General features: G+C 66.1%; 19 protein-coding genes. 4 read left to right on the top strand and 15 right to left on the bottom strand.

The genetic code is table 11. The features are described from left to right. The first annotated feature begins 17 nt into the window (after window positions 1–17). Together UU7_RS04710 and UU7_RS04715 are read left to right on the top strand one after the other, a co-directional pair. Window positions 18–575, top strand: a complete 558-nt coding sequence (locus UU7_RS04710; protein ID WP_007805867.1) for a YaeQ family protein — start codon at window positions 18–20, stop codon at window positions 573–575. Window positions 576–712: 137 nt separating this feature from the next. Beyond that, window positions 713–1,147, top strand: coding sequence for an FKBP-type peptidyl-prolyl cis-trans isomerase (locus UU7_RS04715; RefSeq protein WP_007805869.1), 435 nt, complete (start codon window positions 713–715; stop codon window positions 1,145–1,147). A gap of 101 nt (window positions 1,148–1,248) precedes the next feature. Here the strand turns inward: UU7_RS04715 and UU7_RS04720 are convergent, their stop codons facing one another. Both UU7_RS04720 and UU7_RS04725 read right to left on the bottom strand, forming a co-directional pair. Further along, window positions 1,249–2,106, bottom strand: a complete 858-nt coding sequence (locus UU7_RS04720) for a PA4780 family RIO1-like protein kinase (RefSeq protein ID WP_007805871.1) — start codon at window positions 2,104–2,106, stop codon at window positions 1,249–1,251. Between the two features lie 61 nt (window positions 2,107–2,167). Beyond that, a complete protein-coding gene (locus UU7_RS04725) occupies window positions 2,168–3,163 on the bottom strand; it encodes an LLM class flavin-dependent oxidoreductase (protein WP_007805873.1) in 996 nt (331 codons plus the stop codon). Between the two features lie 122 nt (window positions 3,164–3,285). On the opposite strand from UU7_RS04725, the gene UU7_RS04730 reads away from it, so the two are divergent. After that, window positions 3,286–4,008: an rRNA pseudouridine synthase gene (locus UU7_RS04730; RefSeq protein WP_007805875.1), complete on the top strand. Its 723-nt coding sequence runs from the start codon at window positions 3,286–3,288 to the stop codon at window positions 4,006–4,008. Window positions 4,009–4,265: 257 nt separating this feature from the next. Here UU7_RS04730 and UU7_RS04735 read toward each other — a convergent pair whose 3' ends face one another. The 6 genes from UU7_RS04735 to UU7_RS04760 form a co-directional block, all read right to left on the bottom strand. Beyond that, window positions 4,266–4,979 (bottom strand): ion channel, encoded by a 714-nt coding sequence (locus UU7_RS04735; RefSeq protein WP_007805876.1) that lies wholly within the window; start codon window positions 4,977–4,979, stop codon window positions 4,266–4,268. Between the two features lie 89 nt (window positions 4,980–5,068). Further along, window positions 5,069–7,789 carry an Ig-like domain-containing protein gene (locus tag UU7_RS04740; RefSeq protein ID WP_007805878.1) on the bottom strand — a complete coding sequence of 907 codons (2,721 nt, stop codon included), beginning with the start codon at window positions 7,787–7,789 and terminating at the stop codon, window positions 5,069–5,071. A gap of 142 nt (window positions 7,790–7,931) precedes the next feature. Further along, window positions 7,932–8,402: a GNAT family N-acetyltransferase gene (locus UU7_RS04745; protein ID WP_007805880.1), complete on the bottom strand. Its 471-nt coding sequence runs from the start codon at window positions 8,400–8,402 to the stop codon at window positions 7,932–7,934. A 3-nt stretch (window positions 8,403–8,405) separates the two neighbouring features. Further along, window positions 8,406–9,164 carry a dimethylarginine dimethylaminohydrolase family protein gene (locus tag UU7_RS04750; protein ID WP_238530887.1) on the bottom strand — a complete coding sequence of 253 codons (759 nt, stop codon included), beginning with the start codon at window positions 9,162–9,164 and terminating at the stop codon, window positions 8,406–8,408. After that, window positions 9,161–9,382: an oxidoreductase-like domain-containing protein gene (locus tag UU7_RS04755; protein WP_007805885.1), complete on the bottom strand. Its 222-nt coding sequence runs from the start codon at window positions 9,380–9,382 to the stop codon at window positions 9,161–9,163. The genes UU7_RS04750 and UU7_RS04755 overlap by 4 nt, the downstream gene beginning before the upstream one ends. 89 nt (window positions 9,383–9,471) lie before the next feature. Beyond that, a complete protein-coding gene (locus UU7_RS04760; protein WP_007805886.1) occupies window positions 9,472–10,269 on the bottom strand; it encodes a class I SAM-dependent methyltransferase in 798 nt (265 codons plus the stop codon). A gap of 178 nt (window positions 10,270–10,447) precedes the next feature. On the opposite strand from UU7_RS04760, the gene UU7_RS04765 reads away from it, so the two are divergent. Then, on the top strand, window positions 10,448–13,210 hold the full coding sequence (locus tag UU7_RS04765; protein ID WP_007805889.1) for a M14 family zinc carboxypeptidase: 2,763 nt from the start codon (window positions 10,448–10,450) through the stop codon (window positions 13,208–13,210). A 21-nt stretch (window positions 13,211–13,231) separates the two neighbouring features. Here UU7_RS04765 and UU7_RS04770 read toward each other — a convergent pair whose 3' ends face one another. From UU7_RS04770 to UU7_RS04795, 7 genes are all read right to left on the bottom strand, one after another. After that, a complete protein-coding gene (locus UU7_RS04770; RefSeq protein WP_238530888.1) occupies window positions 13,232–14,692 on the bottom strand; it encodes a GGDEF domain-containing protein in 1,461 nt (486 codons plus the stop codon). Between the two features lie 946 nt (window positions 14,693–15,638). Continuing rightward, complete coding sequence (locus UU7_RS04775) at window positions 15,639–15,929, bottom strand: hypothetical protein (protein WP_007805893.1); 291 nt, start codon at window positions 15,927–15,929, stop codon at window positions 15,639–15,641. A 152-nt stretch (window positions 15,930–16,081) separates the two neighbouring features. After that, window positions 16,082–16,891 (bottom strand): SAM-dependent methyltransferase, encoded by an 810-nt coding sequence (locus UU7_RS04780; RefSeq protein ID WP_050981414.1) that lies wholly within the window; start codon window positions 16,889–16,891, stop codon window positions 16,082–16,084. Between the two features lie 513 nt (window positions 16,892–17,404). Then, window positions 17,405–17,809, bottom strand: coding sequence for an EF-hand domain-containing protein (locus UU7_RS19135; RefSeq protein ID WP_083845935.1), 405 nt, complete (start codon window positions 17,807–17,809; stop codon window positions 17,405–17,407). A gap of 309 nt (window positions 17,810–18,118) precedes the next feature. Further along, the gene (locus UU7_RS04785; protein ID WP_007805896.1) at window positions 18,119–19,018 is read right to left on the bottom strand and encodes a DUF3014 domain-containing protein; all 900 of its coding nucleotides are present in this window, start codon (window positions 19,016–19,018) and stop codon (window positions 18,119–18,121) included. 133 nt (window positions 19,019–19,151) lie between these two features. Continuing rightward, window positions 19,152–19,913 (bottom strand): ABC transporter permease, encoded by a 762-nt coding sequence (locus tag UU7_RS04790; protein WP_007805897.1) that lies wholly within the window; start codon window positions 19,911–19,913, stop codon window positions 19,152–19,154. Continuing rightward, window positions 19,910–20,836 carry an ABC transporter ATP-binding protein gene (locus tag UU7_RS04795; protein WP_007805898.1) on the bottom strand — a complete coding sequence of 309 codons (927 nt, stop codon included), beginning with the start codon at window positions 20,834–20,836 and terminating at the stop codon, window positions 19,910–19,912. The genes UU7_RS04790 and UU7_RS04795 overlap by 4 nt, the downstream gene beginning before the upstream one ends. Window positions 20,837–20,971 lie beyond the last annotated feature (135 nt).

The raw sequence follows: 20,971 nt of genomic DNA on the forward strand, positions 1-20,971 counted from the left end.
TGTCTCCAGGTACGCCCATGGCACTGAACTCCACCATCTACAAAGTCGAACTGCAGGTCAGCGACATGGACCGGCATTACTACGCCACCCACGCGCTGACCCTGGCGCGGCATCCGTCGGAAACCGAGGAGCGCCTGATGGTGCGCCTGCTCGCGTTCGCGCTGTATGCCGAGGATCGCCTGGAATTCGGCAAGGGCATCAGCGACGAGGACGAACCGGCGCTGTGGCGCAAGGCGTATACCGACGAGATCGAGCAGTGGATCGAGGTCGGCCAGCCCGACGAGACGCGCATCCGCAAGGCCTGCGGCCGTTCGCGCCAGGTGGTGGTGATCAACTACGGCGGCAATGCGGCGGAGATCTGGTGGAACAAGAACGCCAGCGCGCTGGCCCGCAACAAGAACCTCACCGTGCTCGACATTCCCGTCGCCACGGTGGCCGAACTGGTGGCGCTGCTGCAGCGTGGCATGCGCCTGCAGGCGCTGATCCAGGACGGCCAGTTGCAGTTGATGAACGACGCCGATGCGGTGGCCGTCGAGCCGTTCAAGCGCATGGCCGCCGCCGAACTGGTGAGCTGACCCCTGTCACAAAGCGGAAAAACGCCGGATTCCCTCCCCTGCCCTGCAGGGGAGGGTCGGTGTGGGGTCCACGCCGCCACAAAGCTCATGGACACGTAATACCCTATCCCTTTCCATCCATCTTCCCGGAGTCACCCATGCGCTGGTTGCTGCCCCTGCTCACCGTGTTCGCCCTCGCCGCCTGCAGCACGCCGCCGGCAGCCCATGCCAGCGGCAAGGTCGACAAGCTCACCATCATCGACACCCGGGTCGGCACCGGTGCCGAGGCCAAGCCCGGCATGGACGTGCTGGTGCAATACACCGGCTGGCTCTACGACGACAGCGCCAAGGACAAGCACGGCGCCAAGTTCGACAGCTCGTATGACCACGGCGCGCCGTTCAACTTCCCCCTGGGTGCCGGCCGCGTGATCGATGGCTGGGACCAGGGCGTGGCCGGCATGAAGGTGGGCGGCAAGCGCACCCTGCTGATTCCCGCCGAGCTCGGCTACGGCGCGCGCGGCGCCGGCGGCGACATCCCGCCGAACGCCTCGCTGGTGTTCGACGTGGAACTGGTCGACGTCAGCACGCACTGACGCGCCCCACAGGCGTAGGGCGGGCACTGCCCGCCAGCTTTTTGCTTGCGTCATGCGCGGAATGAAGAGCGGCGGGCAGTGCCCGCCCTACGCCGCGAAGCTCAGTCTTCCTGCTCGGCCGCCTCGCGCCCCTGCTGGCGGATGATCGCTTCCTCGCGCGCGTCGATGATCGACTGCATCACGCTGTCCACGTCGGCGATGGTCTCGTCGAATTCGAAGTGGCCGGTGAGTTCGCTGTCCGGGTGCAGTTCACCCAGTTCGTACAGCGCCCACATCTCCTCGCCGTAGTGGGTGTCCAGCAGCTCCGGCGCGAAGCGCGACAGGCTGATGCTGATGTTGCCCACGTCACGCCGCAGCATGGTGCGGGCGTTGTTGTTGCCCGAGGCGCTGACCGCCTGCGGCAGGTCGATGATCACCGGGCCGTCCGGTCCCACCAGCACGTTGTATTCGGAAAGGTCGCCGTGGATCAGGCCCACGCACAGCATCCGCGCCACCTGCTGCATCAGGAAGCGGTGGTACTCGCGGGCGGTGTCGGCTGACAGTTCCACCTCGCCCAGCCGCGGCGCCGAGTAGCCCTCCGCGTCCGTGACCAGCTCCATTACCAGCACACCGCCGAAATAACCGTAGGGTTTGGGCACGCGCACGCCGGCAGCGGTGAGCTGGTAGAGCGCGTCGACCTCGGCGTTCTTCCAGGCGGCCTCGGCCTCCTTGCGGCCGAACTTGGTGGCCTTGCCCATCGCGCGCATCTGCCGGCTGCCGCGCACCTTGCGGCCTTCCTGGTATTGCACGCGCGCCTGGAAACTGCGCTGCGCCATGTCCTTGTAGACCTTGGCGCAACGGATGTCCTCGCCCGAGCGGACGACGTAGACGGAGGCTTCCTTGCCGCTCTTCAGCGGTCGCAGCACCTGATCGATCACGCCTTCGTCGATCAGGTCCTGCAGGCCCTTGGGGGTTTTCATGCGTGGAAGAGCTTCGCGATGGGAGAACAACGCCCATTATGGCCGATTGGCGCCGCGGGACTCATGCGGCCTGCAGACGATCGCGCGCCGCAGCCGCCAGCTCGAACGAACGCCGCCGCGCCGCGTGCTCGAACACGTTGGCGGTGAGCAGCAGTTCGTCCGGCCGGTGCCGCCCGATGAAGGCGGCGATGCCCTGCTCCACCGTGGCCGCGTCGCCGACCACGGCACAGGCCAGCGCGCGCTCCACCATCAGCTTTTCCGGCGGCGTCCAGTACGCCTCGATGTCGTCGATCGGCGGCGGGATCAGACCCGGCCGGCCACGACGCAGGTTGATGAAGCTCTGCTGCTGGGTGGTGAACAGCCGGCGTGCCTCGGCATCGCTGTCGGCGGCGACCACGTTGATGCCCAGCATCGCGTACGGCTGCTGCAGGCGGGCGGAGGGCTGGAAATCACGCCGGTACAGCGCCAGCGCCTCGTCCATTGCGTCCGGCGCGAAGTGCGAGGCAAACGCGAACGGCAGGCCGAGCTGCGCCGACAGCTTCGCGCTGAACAGGCTGGAGCCGAGCAGCCACACCGGCACCTCGACGCCGGCGCCGGGCACCGCGCGTACCTGCTGTCCGGCCACGGCGGGCTCGAAATAGGCGAGCAGTTCCAGCACATCCTGCGGAAAGTTGTCCGCGCCATCGAAGTAGCGGCGCAAGGCGCGTGCGGTGGCCTGGTCCGTGCCCGGCGCGCGGCCCAGCCCCAGATCGATCCGGCCCGGATGCAGCGAAGCCAGCGTGCCGAACGCCTCGGCCACCTGCAGCGGCGAATGGTTGGGCAGCATGATGCCGCCGGCGCCGACGCGGATGGTCGAGGTGCCTGCGGCCACGTGGCCGATCAGCACCGCCGTCGCGGCGCTGGCGATGCCGGGCATGTTGTGGTGCTCGGCCAGCCAGTAGCGGCGATAGCCCAGCTGTTCACCCAGGCGGGCCAGGTCCAGCGTGTTGCGGAACGCCTGGCTGGCGTCGCTGCCTTCGGTCACCGGGGCCAGGTCGAGAATGGAAAACGGGATCATGTCGTGACTCGTGCCAAAACGGATGACTTCGATGTGGGGACATCCGGCGCCGATTGCCAGCCACCGATTTCCCGCGCCGAAGCCGGCCTACAATGGCCCCCCTTCACCCGCTGGCATGCCCGATGACCGAATCCCTCCGCCTGGCCAAGCGCGTCGTCGCGCTGGCGCAATGTTCGCGCCGCGAGGCCGAGCAGTACATCGAGGGCGGCTGGGTGCGGGTCGACGGCATCGTGGTGGAAGAGCCGCAGTTCATGGTCGACACGCAGACCGTCGAGATCGACCCGGCCGCCAGACTGGCGCCGCTGGAGGCAATCACCCTGGTGCTGCACAAGCCGGCCGGCTACGACGCGGGCGACGGCCCGAACCCGGCCCGCGCGCTGGTCACGCCGGCCACGCGATGGGCCGACGACGCTTCCGGCGTGCGGCCGCTGCAGCGGCACATGCACGGCCTCGGCGCGCCGCTGGCCTTGCCCACCGCGGCCAGCGGCCTGCTGGTGTTCACCCAGGACTGGCGGGTCAGCCGCAAGCTCACCGAGGACATTGACCGGATCGAGCAGGAGTTCGTGGTCGAGGTCAGCGGCACGCTGAAGGAAAACGGCCTGGCCCTGCTCAACCACGGCCTCAGCTTCAACAACTACGCGATGCCGCCGATCAAGGTCAGCTGGCAGAGCGAGCACCGCCTGCGCTTCGCCTTCAAGCGGATGTCGGCGAGCCGGATCGAGCCGATGTGCCACGCGGTCGGCCTCGAGGTGCTGGCGATGAAGTGCCTGCGGGTGGGGCGCATACCGCTGTCGAAACTGCCGCCAGGGCAATGGCGCTACCTGGCCCCCGACGATCGCATCTGAGCACCCTGCCCGGAACCGGCGGAACGGCTTAGACTTCCCATGCGTCACTGCCAACCATCCACATCGCGGAGAGCAACATGAGCAAGGGCATGGATTCAAAGAAGGACGAGAAGAAGAAACCGGCCAAGACCATGAAGGAAAAAAAGGCGGCCAAGCAGGAAAAGAAGAAGAACAGCAAGTAAGCGCCCGCTGCCCCGGCGAACCGCGGGTCACCGCGGTTCGCCGGGACACCTCGCCCGGCGCACCTGTCGCTGTCGCTACTCGCCCTTGCGCAACAGGGTCAGTCCGATCAGTCGCGACACCACCAGCGCCATGTACATCACCCCCACGAACATCTCCAGGCTGGCCACCGCACGGGCGTGCACGGTGACCGGAATGACGTCGCCGATGCCGGTGCTGGACATCAGGGCAAAGCTCAGGAACAGCAGCTCGGTCCAGCTGCGCGGCGCATCCGGATTCACCGCCGCCGCGAAACAGCCCGGCTGCAGGGTCTGGCACAGCACGAACAGATAGGTGAACGCCCAAGCCAGCAGGGTGAACGTGGCACCGGCCGCGAACAGTTCGTCGCTGGTGGCGCGCCGGTCCGCCAGCATGTAGCGGATCAGGCAGATCGCCGCGTAGAAATGGAACAGCGACTCCAGCGCCGCCCACCAGGGTTTCAGCCCCGGCAGGCCGAGTGTCAGGTCGAGCACGTTGAACAGCACCGCCGGCACCGCGATGGCGGCACTGATCCATGCCCGCCCCGGCGTACGCTGCACCATCGCGATCGCCAGGCACAGCACCAGCACGCCGAACGCGCCGAACAGCGCGCGGGCCGGACGGGTGTGTTCGATGAACGGGTACAGCAGCAGCCCGATCAGCTGCACCAGCAAGAGCACCGCCGAAGGGTGCCGCAGGATGCGCACCAGCCAGCGCAGGTGCGCGTAGCGGATCAGCTTCCCGGTGGTCCCGGTCGCGTCGATGTCACTCATCCCTCGTTCCCTGCACGGCGTCGAACCGACGCAGTGTAGCCGCAGCCGCGAGCATGGCGGGAAGCTTGCGCTTCCCGCCATGTGCACACTCACTGCGCCTCGACGCCCACGTCATCCAGCACGAACGAAGTTGCCAGGCTGGCGTCTTCCTTGCCGTAGAAATTGATCTGCACGGTCTGCCCCTTGTACGCATCCAGGTTGATCGTGTGTTGCTGGTAGCCGCTGGCGGCGTTGGTGTTGGAGAAGCTGGCCAGGTTGATGTACTTGCCGGTCGAGGTGATCAGCTGCACCTGCAGCGTGTCGTACGCGGTGCTGCCCGACTCGGCCGTGTCCACGTGCAGGAAGAACTTCAGCGTGGCATGGGCAACGGTGACGGGAATGCTGACCTGCTGTCGCACGTAGTCGGTGTGGCTGCTGCCGTAGCCGTCCAGCCACGCCTTCCAGCTGCCGGCATGGGCAGGCTCGCTGCTGTCACTGGTGATCACGCCGCTGGTTTGCGTCCATCCCGTGGTGCCGCTTTCAAAGCCGCCGTTGGCGATCAGTTGCGTGGGCGTGCCGGTGGCATTGGAGACGCTGAAGGCCACCGCCGTGCTGCTGCCGATGTTGCCGGCGGCGTCGTACGCCCTGGCGATCAGCGCATGCGCGCCGTCGCTCAGCGTGGTCGAGTCCAGCGTGGCGCTGTACGGCGAGCTGGCGTCGGTGGCCTTGAGCGTGCCATCGACGTAGAACTCCACCCGCGCCACGCCGACGTTGTCGCTGGCGGTGGCGTTGAAGGTGATGCTGCCGCTGCTGCCGCTTTCGGAGGCGCTCACCGTGGGGGCAGTGTTGTCGCCAGAGCTGCCGTTGGCCACGCTGAAGCTGACCGGGCTGCTGCTGCCGACGTTGCCGGCCGCGTCATACGCCTTGGCGATCAGTGCATGCGTGCCGTCGCCCAGCGTGGTCGAGTCGAGCGTGGCGCTGTACGGCGAGCTGGCATCGGTGGCCTTGAGCGCGCCGTCCACGTAGAACTCCACCCGCGTCACGCCGACGTTGTCGCTGGCGGTGGCATTGAGGGTGATGCTGCCGCTGCTGCCGTTCTCGCTGGCGGTCGCGGTCGGCGCCGTGGTGTCGCCGCCACCACCGGAACCCTCGGTCACCCATACCGGCGCGGACCACAGCCGCAGGCCATTGGCCTGGGTGATCTTGGCGTAGTAGAAGTGCTCGCCCGCCGTCGGCGTGACCGTGGTGGTGGCCGTCCCGGACAGGCTGGTGACGCTGCCATTGCTGCCGGGCACGCCCTCGAACAGCTCCACGTGCTGCGCCGTCTGGCCGGAAGTGCTGGCGTAGTTCACGTCGAGCGTCAGCGGACCGCTGTTGGCGAAGCGCTCGCCCATCACGTGGCCGTTCGCGGTCAGCACGATCTGCGCGGTCTTGTCCTCGGTGGCGAACACGCGCCGGGCGCGCAGCGCTTCGAGGAAGCTGTCCAGGCTCAGCGCGGTGCCGGTCGGGATCAGCACGCCGGTGCGGTTGCTGAAGCTGGCGCCCCAGTTGGCGCAGTGGTTGTCCTGGTCCGAACTCGGCGCCACGTGGTAGCCGCGTTCGAGGATCGTGTTGAAGGCGATCTCGTAGTTGGGCCGCACGGTTTCCGATTCGGTGGTGTTCACCGAGAACGCCGAGCTGTTCAGCACCTCGGCCAGCACCATCACCTGGTCGCCGTCGGCGGTATAGCCGAAGTCGGTGCCGCCGACCTTGAACTGGCCGCTCTGCGCGGGATGGTTGAACTGGCCGATCCAGCCCTTGCTGCGCATCAGCGTGTACAGCGAGCCGTAGTCGCCCTTGGCGATCTCGTAGTCGCCGATCAGCTGGCCGGCGCTGTTCTTCTCCCACTCGATCAGGCCGTCGGCGTTGAAGATGTTCATGTGGCCGCCGTTACTGATCACGCCCCATTCCTGGCCGTAGATCGCCAGGAAGTTCGGGTGCGCGGCACGGAACGCGGCGGCGGCCTGCAGGCCCGAGGCGAACAGGTTGTGCGCGGTGGCCGGGTTGGCCGACGTGTTGGTGCCGGTGGAGCCGTCGTACATGTGGTTGTGCTCGGACGTCATCAGCATGTCCAGGCCGCGACCCATCGCGTACTGGTAGGCATCGGTCGGGCCGTAGGCACTGCTCTGCGGATTCTGCTCGCCGTGGCAGGTGGCGAGATCGCCGCCGCCGTCGCTGTGATTGGTCTGGCTGTGCAGGTCGCCGTACCAGACCGTGTAGGGCAGCCCGCCGGTGCTGGCCGCGAAGGTCTGCGGGGCAGCATGCTGCGCCAGCGCGGTGAAGCGGGGCATGACCGCCGCCGGCACATGGCCGATCTGGATTTCCTGGCGCTGCTCGGTGATCGCCTCGGGCGCGAGGCGTTCGGCCAGCGTCAGCGCACGGCTGGCCAGGCCGCTGCCGATGCGGTGCGCGTTGTCATCGTCCAGCGCGATCGCCCGCAGACGCAGGCTGTAGTAGCTGGCGGCCAGCGGCTGGTGGCGCGCATCGAGGCCGTCCCAGTGGATGCTGGCCTGCGCCTGGCGCGTGTGCAGCACGGAGCCGCCATTCCATTCGCGCAGCGTCTGGCCATCGCGATCGAGCAGCGCGACCTGCCACGCCACCGGCGTGCCCGGGTTGGCCCCGGGGTATTCGAAGTGCATCACGATGTCCCGCCCTGCCGTCGCCTGGAACGGCACCTGCAGTGCGGCGTCGAATTCCTGGTGATCCGGCAGCAGCGGAGCGGCCAGCGTCGGCCAACAGGCCACGCATCCCGCGAGCATCAGGCTGCGGACGATCTTGTTGTTCCACGACATTGATAAATCCCTACGCGTTGGCAAGGATTCCCCCGGCGCGTTTTATATGCGACCGGCGCTTGCCGCGGTATGACCAAAATTCGTAGTTGCGGTGACAGCCGGCGCAAGAACTCGCGGATCGGCGCGGGTCAGGAGGCCCGCTTCATGGCCGATCCAGATGCATCGGCTGGGTCACCAGGCCGTTGTCGCTGATCTTCAGCGGCCCGCTGCAGACGAAACCCAGGTGCCGGTAGACCGGCACCGCCATCGCCGAGGAATTCAGCGTGAAGTGGCGCGTGCCGGCGCGGCGAACTGCATCGTCCATCGCGCGTTGCCACAGTCGGCGGGCAATGCCGTGGCCGTGCAGGCGCGTGCCGACGAAGAACTGGAACAGGTGCGATTCGTCGCGCATCGCCGCCACGCCCACCAGGCGCCCGCCATCCTGCCAGGCCAGCTGGAAGCGTTGGCCGGCCAGGATCTTGCGCCGGATCACCCGGGCGCCCATGCCGTAGAGCAGCGACGCTGCCGCGCTGGCCGGTTGCTCCGGCAGGATCCAGCGCCGGGTCACCCGGCGCGCCAGCACGCCGATCGCGCGGGCGTCCTGCGGGCGGGCCAGGCGGTAACGGATGAGCACGGTTCAGTCCGTGGCGCGAAAGATCAGGCTGCAGCAGGTCACCGCGCCTTCGGCCTTCTGCAATTCGGAGACGTCGACGGCGGTCACGGCGAAACCTGCGTCCAGCAGGCGTTGCCGCGTGCGCGGAAAGCTGGCCGGCATCAGCAGGGCATCGCCGACGCGCACCACGTTCGCCGCATGCGGTTCGGCCGGGTCGACTTCGATCACCCGGAAACCGGCGAAGCGTGCGCGGTCCACCCAGGCCGGCTGCAACAGCACGGTGTGGTCATCGAGCTGGGTCACCGCCGATTTCAGGTGCAGGCAGCCGTGCGTGGGTACGCCTTCGACGGCGTAACCGTGTCCGGCCAGCAGTTCGCGCAGCTGCGCGATGCCTGCGGCATTGCTGCGCGCCGACTCGCCGACGTGCAGCGTGCGACCCAGTCGCAGCACGTCGCCGCCGTCGATGGTGCCCGGTGCCTCGATCGCCAGCAGCGGTCGCCACTCACCCAGCGCCGCGGCGATGCTGGCCACCTCGTCGCGCCTGGACGCGGCGCCGGGTCGGGTCAGCACGGCCACCTCCTCCAGCACGATCGCGGTGTCCTCGACGAACACCGAGTCGGGCATATCGGCTTCGGCCGGCAGCGCGATCACCCGGCAGCCCAGCGTTTCCAGCGCGCGCTGGTAGGCGTGATGCTGCGCGCTGGCCAGCGCCACGTCGATCGCGGCGCGTTCGACGAACGACAGCTCGCAATCGCCGAGTGCCGGGCTGACCTCACGCGTCATGGCGATCCACATGGTTCGATTCCCCTTGCTTGTCCCGGATGGCGCGCATGCCACGCCGCCAGCGCGCGCTCGTAACGCTCCAGCGCCTCGTCGTGCACGTCGTACACGCAGCGCACGCAACCTTCGCCGCAGCAATCGGCCGCATCGGGCTCGGGCGGACGCACCGGTGGCGGATCGTGCGGATCGGCCACCGGTGCGACGGGTTCATCGGAATTCACGGCGCTCCTGCGGGCATCGGCGAATGGGCGTGCCGCCCCGATGGTGCCGCCAGAGGCCGCCGCAACTCAAGCGGATCGCGTTGCGCCGATCACTTGGCGGGCTTGCGGAAGCGGAATATGAACTGGTCGGTGTGGCCACGTATCGCCTTGTCGAACACCTTGATGTCGTGCGGATCGGCCGCGTTGTGCAGCGCCTTGCTTTCGCCGTCGAAGACGAAGCCGGCGGCCTCCACTTCCTGCTTCACCGAGGCCGGGTCGATCCGATGCAAGGTGTTCGTATCGGCGAGTCCCGACCCGGCCGGAGCGACGTGGTCGATGATCACGAACAGGCCGCCGGGCTTGAGCGCATCGAACACCTGACGATTGAAGGCCGCGATGTCCATCGGCCCCATGAACGGATCATGGAAGTCGTGGTAGTTCTGCGCGGTGAACACCAGGTCCACCGGCGCCGGTGCCTGCAACTTCGCCGCCGGCTGCTGCAGGATGCCCACGTTGGCGTAGTGCGGCGTGGCCGTCAGCTTCTGCCAGTTGGCCAGGCTTTCGGTGTCGAACTTGCCCATCTCGTTCGGCCACACCGTGTAGACGTGACCCTGCGGCCCCACCACGGCGCTGAACACGCGGGTCCAGTAACCGCTGCCCGGAACCAGTTCCAGCACGCTCTGGCCCGGCCTGACCTGGGCGAACAGCATCACCTGTTCGATCTTGCGGCGGGTGTCGTCGCCCTTGTCGGCGGCGCGGGCGGGGTCGTTCAGGGCCTCCTCCACAGCGGCCTTCTCGACACCGGTCTTCCCGGCCTTTTGCGAGGCCGCGTGCGGGTTCGGCGCGTGGGCCGAAACGGCGACGGGAACTGCGAGGCAAAACAGGGCTGCAAGCACGGTCGGTCGCATGACGCTGCTCCATGGCAAGGGGTCTGCCGATTGTGCACCCGAATCGCGCGGCGAACCCGTGCCGACCGGCACGGTGCATGCGGGCCGAATCCCTACCTGACTGATGGCCTATCCGCAGTCCGGCGCGCTCTGGCAAAGTGGGGAAATCGGCCGGCCACGGCCACGGGGGAAGCTGATCATGCATACGACCATCCGGTTCTCATGCGGCGTGCTGTTCTCGCTCGGCGTGTTCGCCGCCCAGGCCGCCAGCACCGTCGTGGCCAATGACTACGCCCGCGCGCCGGATCAGCCGGTCGACCAGGCCTATACCGACCAGATCCTGAAATTCACCACCGACCCGTCGTTCAACACGCCGCTGACCAGTTACCTGCCCGCCTCCGCCAGCGTCCCCACGCCGGAGAAGGTGCTGGGCCATGTCGCCGGCGCGCCGAACTACCTGCCGTACAGCGCCGACGTCCATCGCTATTTCCGGGCGCTGGCCGCCGCCAGTCCGCGGGTCAAGGTGTTCACCATCGGCAAGAGCGAGGAAGGCCGCGAGATGATCGCGGTGGCGATCGCCGACGAGAGCCTGCTGGCCGGGCTGGACGCGAACCGGGCGCGGCTGGCCCAGCTGGCCGACCCGCGCACGATAGCCATGGACGATGCGAAGGCCGACCAGCTGGTCGCCCAGTCCACCCCGGTCTACTACATCACCGGCGCCATCCACTCCACCGAGACCGGCTCGCCCACCGCGCTGATGGAACTGGCCTACCGCCTGGCAGTGGACGAGGCGCCGTACATCCGCCACATCCGCTCGCACGTGATCACTCTGATCACGCCGGTGGTCGAGGTGGATGGCCGCGACCGCATGGTCGACCTGTACAACTGGCACCTGGCCCACCCCGGCCAGAACTACCCGCGGCTGATGTACTGGGGCCACTACGTGGCGCACGACAACAACCGCGATGCGATGGGCATGTCGCTGGCGCTCACCCGCAACGTGGCCGACACCTTCGTGGGCTGGCATGCCCAGGTGCTGCACGACCTGCATGAATCCGTGCCGTTCCTGTACGACAACACGGTGGGCGACGGCCCGTACAACGCGTGGATCGACCCGATCCTCACCGGCGAATGGCAGCAGCTGGGCTGGGACAACGTGCAGCAGATGACCCGGCTGGGCATGCCCGGCGTGTTCACCCACGGCGACTTCGACACCTGGAGCCCGGGCTACCTGATGTTTATCGCGGCCATGCACAACGGCATCAGCCGGCTCTACGAAACCTTCGGCAACGGCGGCGCCGACACCGTGCAGCGCATCCTCGAACCGTCCGAGTACGAGCGCACCTGGTACCGGCCCAACCCGCCGCTGCCCACCGTGCTGTGGTCGCAGCGCAACAACAACAATTACCAGCAGACCGGCCTGCTCACCGCGCTGAACTATTTCGCCGGCAATGGCCAGCAGTTCCTGAAGAACTTCTACCTGAAGGCCAAACGCTCGATCGAGAAGCCGCAGCAGGCCGGGCCCGCCGCCTACGTGTTCAGCGCCGGCGATCCGCGCGCCGGCTCGCGCGCCCAGTTGCTGCGCGTGCTGCAGCGCCAGCATGTGGAGATCAGCCGCACCAGCGCGCCGGTCACCGTGAGCCTGCCCGCCCCCGCCGACAAGCAGAAGAAGCCGGCCACGCAGACGTTCCCCGCCGGCAGCTACGTGGTGCGCATGGACCAGCCCTACTCGCGCATCGCCGACACCTTGCTGGATCGCCAGTACTGGTCGCCGAAAGATCCGCAGCAGCATCCCTACGACGACACCGGCTGGTCGATGGGCGATTTGTTCGACGTGCAGGTGGCGCGGATCACCGATCCGGCGATCCTGCAGGCGCCGATGAGCCTGGTCGGCCAGCCGGTCGACGTACCGGCGGGCCTGGCCGCGATCGACCTGCCCAACGGAAAGCTGCCCCGCATCGCGCTGATGCACACCTGGCTGGGCACCCAGACCGAAGGCTGGTGGCGCATCGCGCTGGACAACCTGCAGGTGCCGTACGACTACATCAGCACCCAGGATGTGGCGAGGATCGGCGACCTGCACGCGAAGTACGACGTGATCCTGTTCGCCCCGATCGGCGACACCAGCACGCGGGAAATCGTCGACGGCATGCCGATGTGGGGCAACCCGCTGCCGTGGAAGACCACGGCGCTGACGCCGAACCTGGGTCGCATCGATGCCACCGACGACATGCGGCCCGGCCTGAGCAGCAGCGGGCTGGCCAGGCTCCAGCAGTTCGTGCGCGACGGCGGGCTGCTGGTCACCGCCGAGGACACTGCGAAGTTCGCCATCGACACCGGCATGGCGCCGGGCGTGTCGATCGTTCCCACCAGCCGGCTGAAGGTCGTCGGCAGCGTGCTGCAGGCGAAGTTCGTCGACCGGCGCAGTCCGATCGCCGCCAGCTACACGCGCGAAGAACTGGCCCTGTACAGCGCGGCCGGGCAGTCGTTCAGCGTATCCAGCCTGCTCAGCGGCGACCGCGGCCTGCCCAGCGCGAAGAACTTCCAGCGCCCGACCGGACGGGGCGGCCCACACGACACCGACACGCCGGAAGGCCGCGCCGCGACCGCCGCGCCGGCGCTGCCCGACGTCAAGCCATGGCAGCCGATGCCGCTGAACGCCGAGCAGATGCGCAACAACCCGTGGGTGATCCCGCCCGATCAGCGACCGCAGGTGATCCTGCGCTACGCCGCGGCGAAGGACCTCTTGATCGCCGGCCTGCTCGATGGTGGCGACGAGATCGCCGAACGCGCCGCCGTGGTCGACGCCCGCTACGGCAAGGGCCATGTACTGCTGTTCGCCAGCAACCCGATCTGGCGCGGCGAAACCATCGGCAGCTACCCGCTGGTGTTCAACGCCATCCTCAACCATGACCGGCTGGATGCGCCGGCGGGCAAGACGGCGGAGCGCGCTTCGCGATAAACCTTTCCCGCAGGAAAGGGCTCAGGCCTGCTCGACCGCCACGCCGGCGACACGCTCGCGTGGCTGCGCGTCATCGCAGACGCGGACCCGGTTGCGGCCCTCGCGCTTGGCGCGGTACAGGCCGTCGTCCGCATCGATCAGCAGCTTCCTGAGGTCGTAACCCGAACGCTCGATGGTGGCCACGCCGAAGCTGGCCGACACCGCCACCGCCAGCGAATCGTCGCTGCCGGCTGCGTCGGCGATCGCCGCGCGGATCTGTTCGGCGCGGCCCAAAGCCTGTTCCAGCGTGCATTCGGGCAACACGATGCCGAACTCCTCGCCACCGAGCCGGCCGAAGATGTCGGTGGAGCGCAGGTGTTTCTGGCAGGCCGCCACGGCGCGTTTCAGCACGCGATCGCCCACCGCATGCCCGTGTGTGTCGTTGACCACCTTGAAGTGGTCAAGATCGATCAGCACCAGGCAGGCCTGCCGCGACGACTTGCGGCAATACTGCAACTGCAGTTCGGCCGAACTGACGAAATGCTGCCGGTTGAAGATCCCGGTAAGCCCATCGCGCCGCGCCAGCTTCATGAAACGCAGTTGCGAGCGCTTGATGCGGTAGGTCCAGAACGCGATGAAGCCGAGCACGGTCAGCAGCAGGATGATGTACAGCCGGTTGGTTTCCGAGGCGCTGCGATCGAGCGACTGCTGCAACTGGAGGATCCGGTTCTGCTTGTTCAGCGTGTCGATCTGCAGCTTCTTCGCCGCCACCTGCTGCTGCACGGTCTGGAACGCCAGCGCCTTGGCGCTGAGCTCGTCCAGATAGCCCTTGTCGGCAGTCATGTACTTTTCGTGGTACGCCAGCGCCGAAGCGACGTCACCCTGCTGCTTGGCACCCAGATACAGGATCCGGTAGGCCGTGCTGATGGATTCGGCGTAATGGTTGTGCGTGCCGTGCGTGACCGCCGCCAGCGCCGACTCCCGCGCCAGCTGCAGTTGCCCGGTTTCGTAGTAAGCGGCAGCCAGCAAGGCGTTGAACTGGGCCAGCTGGGGTGCGTAGCCATCGCGTTCCGCCGCCGGGTAGTTCTTCCGCAGCAGGGCGATCGCCTGCTCCGGATGCCCGCGACTGACATCCAGCTTGGCGACGAAATAACGAATGCCATTGGCGTAGAGGCTGTTGCGTTCCTTGATGCAGACCTCGATGCCCTGCGCCATCAACGATTCGATGCCCTGCCACTGGCCACTGCCGAACAGAGCCGCGATGCGGGCATGGTCGTCCACGCAGGTATACCCGTCGCTGGCCAGGCCCTGCTTGAATATCTCGTTGGCGTAATAGGACGCCAGCTCATACTGGCCAGCGTCCGCATACAGGGAAGACGCCACTACAAAGCCCTGTTCGCGGTAGCTTGAAAGAATGCCGCTTCCTTCCTGCAATAGAACCACCAACTGGCTCAGCTGGCTGAACGCCTCCACGAAGCGGGATTGTTCTGACAATGAGTTCACACGCAGCGTCGCGGCCCCTATGCGTGTATTGACATCCTTTGATTCGTCAAGGATGGCAGCAATCAATTTATCCGATTTCTTGTAGTCACCATCGATTGCTGCTCGCCAGGCTTGCAGATAATGCAAACGTTGGCGCTGTTCCGTGGACAGCTTGCTATCTTCCTGCTCGATCAAACGTAGCAAGCGCAGGCATTGTTCGGTAAGCGAAGACGTGCAAGTTTGCGATTCGGCCTGCTGCAATAGCAGTGCCCCTACATCGCTCCCCTTCGAATCAGCGGCATTGGCCACACCGATGAACAGCGCGAGAGTGGTAATTGCGCTCGTCAGCAGCCGTCGACACAAAGTGCCTGAGACAGACATGGATCAGGGCCGTAGCAGTTCGCGCTGATGGCCCGGATTTCCTGCAAAACCCGTAGATATTGAACTATCCCGAGTTTCGTCCTGCTCACCTTCCTCTGGAGGTGGCGGCGGCACAGCCGGCTGCATGGGGCTAGGCCCGGGCCCTGGAGGATGAGGCGGTGCTATTAAGACGCAAGCAGGATTTGTTCCCAGCAACGTGTTCAGCTGCCGTGCGTTCCTGGAAATTACCGCCGACTGCACCTCGGGTGAAAAACCGGTGGCGGAAAGAACTTCACCCAACTCCTCCGGCGACGCCTGCGACAGCTGCGCGTCGCCACCCATCCTTTCCATGAAATCGATAACGTCTGACATAGGTTCCCCCTTACCCCAAAGCGATGTCTTGGCATGAGACCAAGCGCTTTTAGTGCGTCCCGGCTCCCATGGCTGGTGTCAACACATTCCAGCCGGCTTGCAACCCAAGCCGGGCTGCAAGCCAACGTGCCGCTCCTGTGTCTCCGCTACCACTTGGCGCCAGCCACAGGTTCCTGAGCCAGCCAGTACCGTGTTCTGAAACCAAGCCTTCCACGGCAGCACTCGACTCCAGTGCTCAACGCTCGCGCTGGTACTGCTCCCACTCTTCCTCGGGCAGCAGCGGCGGTGGCGGCGGCAATGGGGCATGAAGGGGCGAACCTGGCGGGCCAGGTGGTGAGAGCAATACGCACACGGGCTTGGCAACCAACAAGGCTTCCAAGTGTTGTGCGTTCTTCGCCAGCACCACCGACTGCAGCTCGCTTGCAATATCAGTAGCAGCCAAGGCCTCCGCCAGCTCACTGTCCGACGCTTGCGACAACTGCGCGTCCCCGCCCATTTTTTCCATGAAATCGACAACGTCAAACATGATCCGCTCTCCCCTTGTTACCCAGTGATCTGCATGCGCGTGCATCGCTGCCCCTTGGCAGCAATGCAACGCCTCGAATGACTCTTGAATACCCCAATGCAGCATCTTAGCGCGGTAATTGCCCGCGACGCGAGCAGACAGCATCGACCCTGTCAGGACGGTGTGGCAACGGCACGATCCAGCGCATCCAGCCGCGCCAGAATCTCGGGGTTGGCTTGCATCGGGCGGGCCGGCGGAATCACCACCGTCTCGGCCATGCCGATGGCGGCCCGGGGCAAGGCGCCCAGCGTGGCCCGCTCCATCCGGGGCCGGTCAATCGGCAGGGTCGCCGCGCGGTAGATGATCACCTCGTGGGTCAGCGGGTAATCGCGTGCCAACACGTCCACCAATACCTGGCGATAGGCGGCGTTGGTCGAGAAACGCGCCATCGACTGGTCGCCCACCACGCCGACCTGCCACAGGATCAGGTAGGCGGTGGGGTCGATGCGGCGCCGGTAGAACAGCAGCTGGCTGGCTTCGTAGTGCTGGCAGCCATACGCACCCGGGTCGATGCCCAGATCGGCGTACAGGCAGTCCTCGGCCGACACGCCCGGCTCCATGTGCGCGCGATAACCTTCGTCGCGGGCCAGTTCGATCGCCTTGTGCGGCACCCAGGCGAACACGCCGGGATGGCCGTAGAACACCCCGCAGACCCGTTTGCCCGCGCGCACCTCGACCAGCATGGCCTCGACCATCTGCCAGTAGGTGTTCATGCGCGAGCTGCCTTCCTGGTAGAACGTCTGCAGGCTGCGCACGTCGGCATGCATGCGCCGCAGCCACAACTCCACGATGCCATCGGACAGCGCGAAGAACACCACGTCGGCCTGTTCGATATGGCTGCGCGCCAGCGGGCCCAGATGGGAACCCAGGGTCATGCCCAGACCGACGCAGACCAGGCTTCCGGTCGAAGACGTTGTTTGCATCTTGTTGCTCGCTTGAGATGGATCGGTCCGTTGTACCCGAATCCCGCGTCGACGGAAACGCCCTCCTCGCCGCCCCGCCAAGGTGCGACGGCTACACTGCGCGGTGATCGGGAACCCGCCTTTGTCGCCCGCCTCTTCAAGCCCGACGTCCCTGGTTTCCACGTTGGCGATGTGGACGCTCCACGCGTCGAGAGCCGTCCGCACGACATAGTGGAGGGGCGCGTCACGACGGGATTTCTACTGGTTCAGCACCTGGCGCCGTCCGGTCTATTCCAACCGGAGGGCGGCTGGAAGTACGCCCTGGAGCCATTGTCGGTATCGCCACCTGTGTGGACGGCCCGTTTGCGTTGATCGCGCACGTTGGCGCATCTGCCATGCAGCGAATCGGGACGTGGCTCGCGAAAGCCGAAAGGTGAAATTGCGGCATCTGCGCTCACCCCGCCCAGTATCCGGACGGGGTGTTGATCACTGCTTACACCAAGGCGGAACGTCCCGCAGTTGATGCCATCTTCATCAACCGCCGGAACCCTTCGGGGGACGCACGGCAGGCGATTCACCCGAATACTGCCGCCGGGCATCTCCCGCGTAGGGTGAAACCTGGCACTTCGCCTCGGTATGTTGGTCATCCCGACAGGCTGTCGAACCAATGCTGCCCAGGTAGCTCACGTACTCTCCCTCGGAAAGCCGGTGATCGCGATTCAAATCATATTGATCGAAGTGCGCCCGCAATCCGGGAAGGTCTTTTGGAACCTCCGAACGGCTGATCACTCCGTCGCCATTCTTGTCGACATTGGCGAAATAGAGCGGCGAACTGCTTGCGCTATCCGAGGTGACATTCTGTGCCGAAGCAAACGAGGGCAACGAAATCCCCGCCACTGCCAAAGCCAAGCCAAGCGTTGTGATGCCGAACTTCTTCATGAGTCATTCCCTCGATCGACGTGATGATGCAAACGATTGTTCTGGACATGCTTGCCTGGCGAATCGACTGAATAGTCGCCCTCGTCAATGCCAAAGCTTTGCCCATCGATTGTTGGTCGGGTCCAACATCTCTTCATACACGTATAACGCACGCAACAATCACTTGCAAACAGGCGCGGATTCAATCGCGAAGCTTTCCTTGGTCGAGGCAGGCGTCGAATGAATCTGGTGCGATTGCACGGGAATGCCAGCGCCTTGCGGGATCACGATTGAACATTCAAATGGACGTGGTGATGCGTACGGGCCAGGTCAGTCGTTGCGCCCGCCATGTGGATCTTTCGCCACAAGTTGCATCCGGATCGCCCGCAGCTTCGCCTTGATCCTGGCCTCGTTGGCGGAGCCGACGCGCAGCAGCAGCTTCTGTCCGGTCGACAGCGACTCCAGTGCGGGGTCGGCATGGACGTAGAACGTCTTCGAGCGCACCACCACGGGCGGTTGGGCCGGTTCCGGCGCCGCCAGCAGGTCGTCGATCACCACGATCAGGCGATCGTTGAAATAGCCCTTCGGGTAGCCCAGTTGCCGGTAGGCCTGCTGGAACAGCGGATAGGCACGTACGTACCAGGCCACCAGTGCCTGCGGGTCGGTGGCGTCCACGACCTGCATGTAAGGGGCGTAGCGGGCGCTGTTGCCGGCGCCGATCACCGTCGCGCCGTCGACCTCGTCGACCGCAAAAGCGCCCTTGGGCACATGCGCCGGCAGCGTGAACGTACCCAGCCCGTCGTGCCGGGGCAGCGCGTCGATGGTGGTCACGATGCGGGTGATCAGTTGCTGGCTCACCAGCAGCGACGACAGGTCGCTGCCGCCGGCCAGTGCGGCCAGCGCCGAAGCGACGCCGTCGTCGCTGTCATCCAGTGCGGGCAGCGCGGCGGTCGAGGCGGTTGCGGGCCCGGCCTGGGCCTGTTCTATGGGATGCTGGACCGGCGTGCTGGCCGGCGCCGTTTCGGTCGATGTCGGCAAGACCCGCGTGGTCGGCGCCGGCGCGCCTGCGTGCATGGCCTTGCGTGCCAGGTAGACGCCTCCTGCCACGATGGCGATGACCACGACCACCGCCGCGATCCAGCTGACTGCCGATGCCTGTTGCTTGGCCACGATCTCTCCCGTTGTGCCGTCGAATGTCTGGTTGGACTTGCCCGCGCACCATTCGTTCATGGCGCCGGCGGTTTTCGCCCGGACGGAACGTGGCCGCGTTTCGGATCGGCGACCGCGCACCCGTTCCATTTCGGCGCGTGTGCAAGGCATGCGCCGCGACCATGGCGCGGCGAACCTGCCGTCCCGGCCGGACTCAGGCTTTCAGCCGATACCCGCTGCGGAAGATCCACCACACCGCGGCGAGGCAGCTGGCGAGAAATACCAGGGTCATACCCACGCTGACGCCCACGCTCACATCGGCAACGCCGTAGAAGCTCCAGCGGAAGCCGCTGATCAGGTAGACCACCGGATTGACCAAAGTGACCTTCTGCCAGAACGGCGGAAGCATGTGGATCGAGTAGAAACTGCCGCCGAGGAAGGTCAGCGGCGTCACGATCAGCAGCGGCACCAGCTGCAGCTTCTCGAAGTTGTCCGCCCAGATGCCGATGATGAAGCCGAACAGGCTGAAGGTCAGCGCGGTCAGCAGCAGGAATGCCAGCATCCACAGCGGGTGCTCGATCTGGAACGACACGAACAGCCGTGCGGTGGCCAGGATGATCAGGCCCAGGATGATCGACTTGCTTGCCGCCGCGCCCACGTAGCCGGCCACGATCTCGAGCGGGGACACCGGCGCCGACAGGATCTCGTAGATCGTGCCCACGAACTTCGGAAAGTAGATGCCGAACGAGGCGTTCGAGATGCTCTGCGTCAGCAGCGACAGCATGATCAGCCCCGGCACGATGAAGGCGCCGTAGCTGACCCCGTCGATCCCGTTCATGTGCGAGCCGATCGCCGCGCCGAACACCACGAAGTACAGCGAGGTGGAGATCACCGGCGAAACGATGCTCTGCAACAGCGTGCGCCAGGTGCGCGCCATTTCGAACAGGTAGATCGCCCGAATCGCATAGATGTTCATGCGCGCTCCCTCACCAGGTTCACGAAAATGTCCTCCAGCGAACTCTGGCTGGTCCTGAGGTCCTTGAAGTCGATGCCCGCCTCGGCGAGCCGGCGCAGCAGCACGTCGATGCCGGTGTGCTCGCCTTGCGCGTCGAAGGTGTAGACCAGCTGGCTGCCGTCGGCCGACAGCTCCAGCGCATAGCCGGACAGCGAGGCCGGCACGCTTTCCAGCGGACTCTGCAACTGCAGGGTCAGCTGTCTGCGGCCGAGCTTGTTCATCAGCTCGGCCTTTTCCTCGACCAGGATCAGCTCACCCTTGTTGATCACCCCGATGCGGTCGGCCATCTCCTCGGCCTCATCGATGTAGTGCGTGGTCAGGATGATGGTGACGCCGGTGTCGCGCAGCGCGCGCACCATCGCCCACATGTCGCGGCGCAGCTCCACGTCGACGCCGGCGGTGGGTTCGTCCAGGAACAGGATCTGCGGCTCGTGCGACAGCGCCTTGGCGATCATCACGCGGCGCTTCATGCCGCCGGACAGCGTCATCAGCTTGCTGTCCTTCTTGTTCCACAGCGAGAGGTCCTTCAGCACCTTCTCGATGTACGCCGGGTTTGCGCTCCTGCCGAACAGGCCGCGGCTGAAGCTGACCGTGTTCCACACCGTCTCGAAGGCGTCGGTGGTCAGCTCCTGCGGCACCAGGCCGATCTTCGAGCGCGCCGCGCGATAGTCGCGCACCACGTCGTGGCCGTCGGCCAGCACCGTGCCCTCGCCGGGATTGACGATGCCGCAGATGATGCTGATCAGGGTGGTCTTGCCGGCACCGTTGGGTCCGAGCAGGGCGAAGATCTCGCCCTGGCGGATTTCCAGGTTGATGTCGTTCAGTGCCTTGAAACCGGAGGCGTAGGTCTTGCTGAGTCGTTGTACGGCGATGATCGGCGGCACGCACATGTCCTGGCAACGATCGGGGAAAGCGCATGGTATGCCGGTGGCGGCGGCCAAGGCCAGCCCGCCAGTCCGCCGGTGCCGCTCACGAGGCGACGACATGGGACACCCGACGCTGCGCCATCCACTCGAAGC

This window comes from Rhodanobacter spathiphylli B39, from assembly GCF_000264295.1.
GTDB classification, from domain to species: Bacteria; Pseudomonadota; Gammaproteobacteria; order Xanthomonadales; family Rhodanobacteraceae; genus Rhodanobacter; species Rhodanobacter spathiphylli.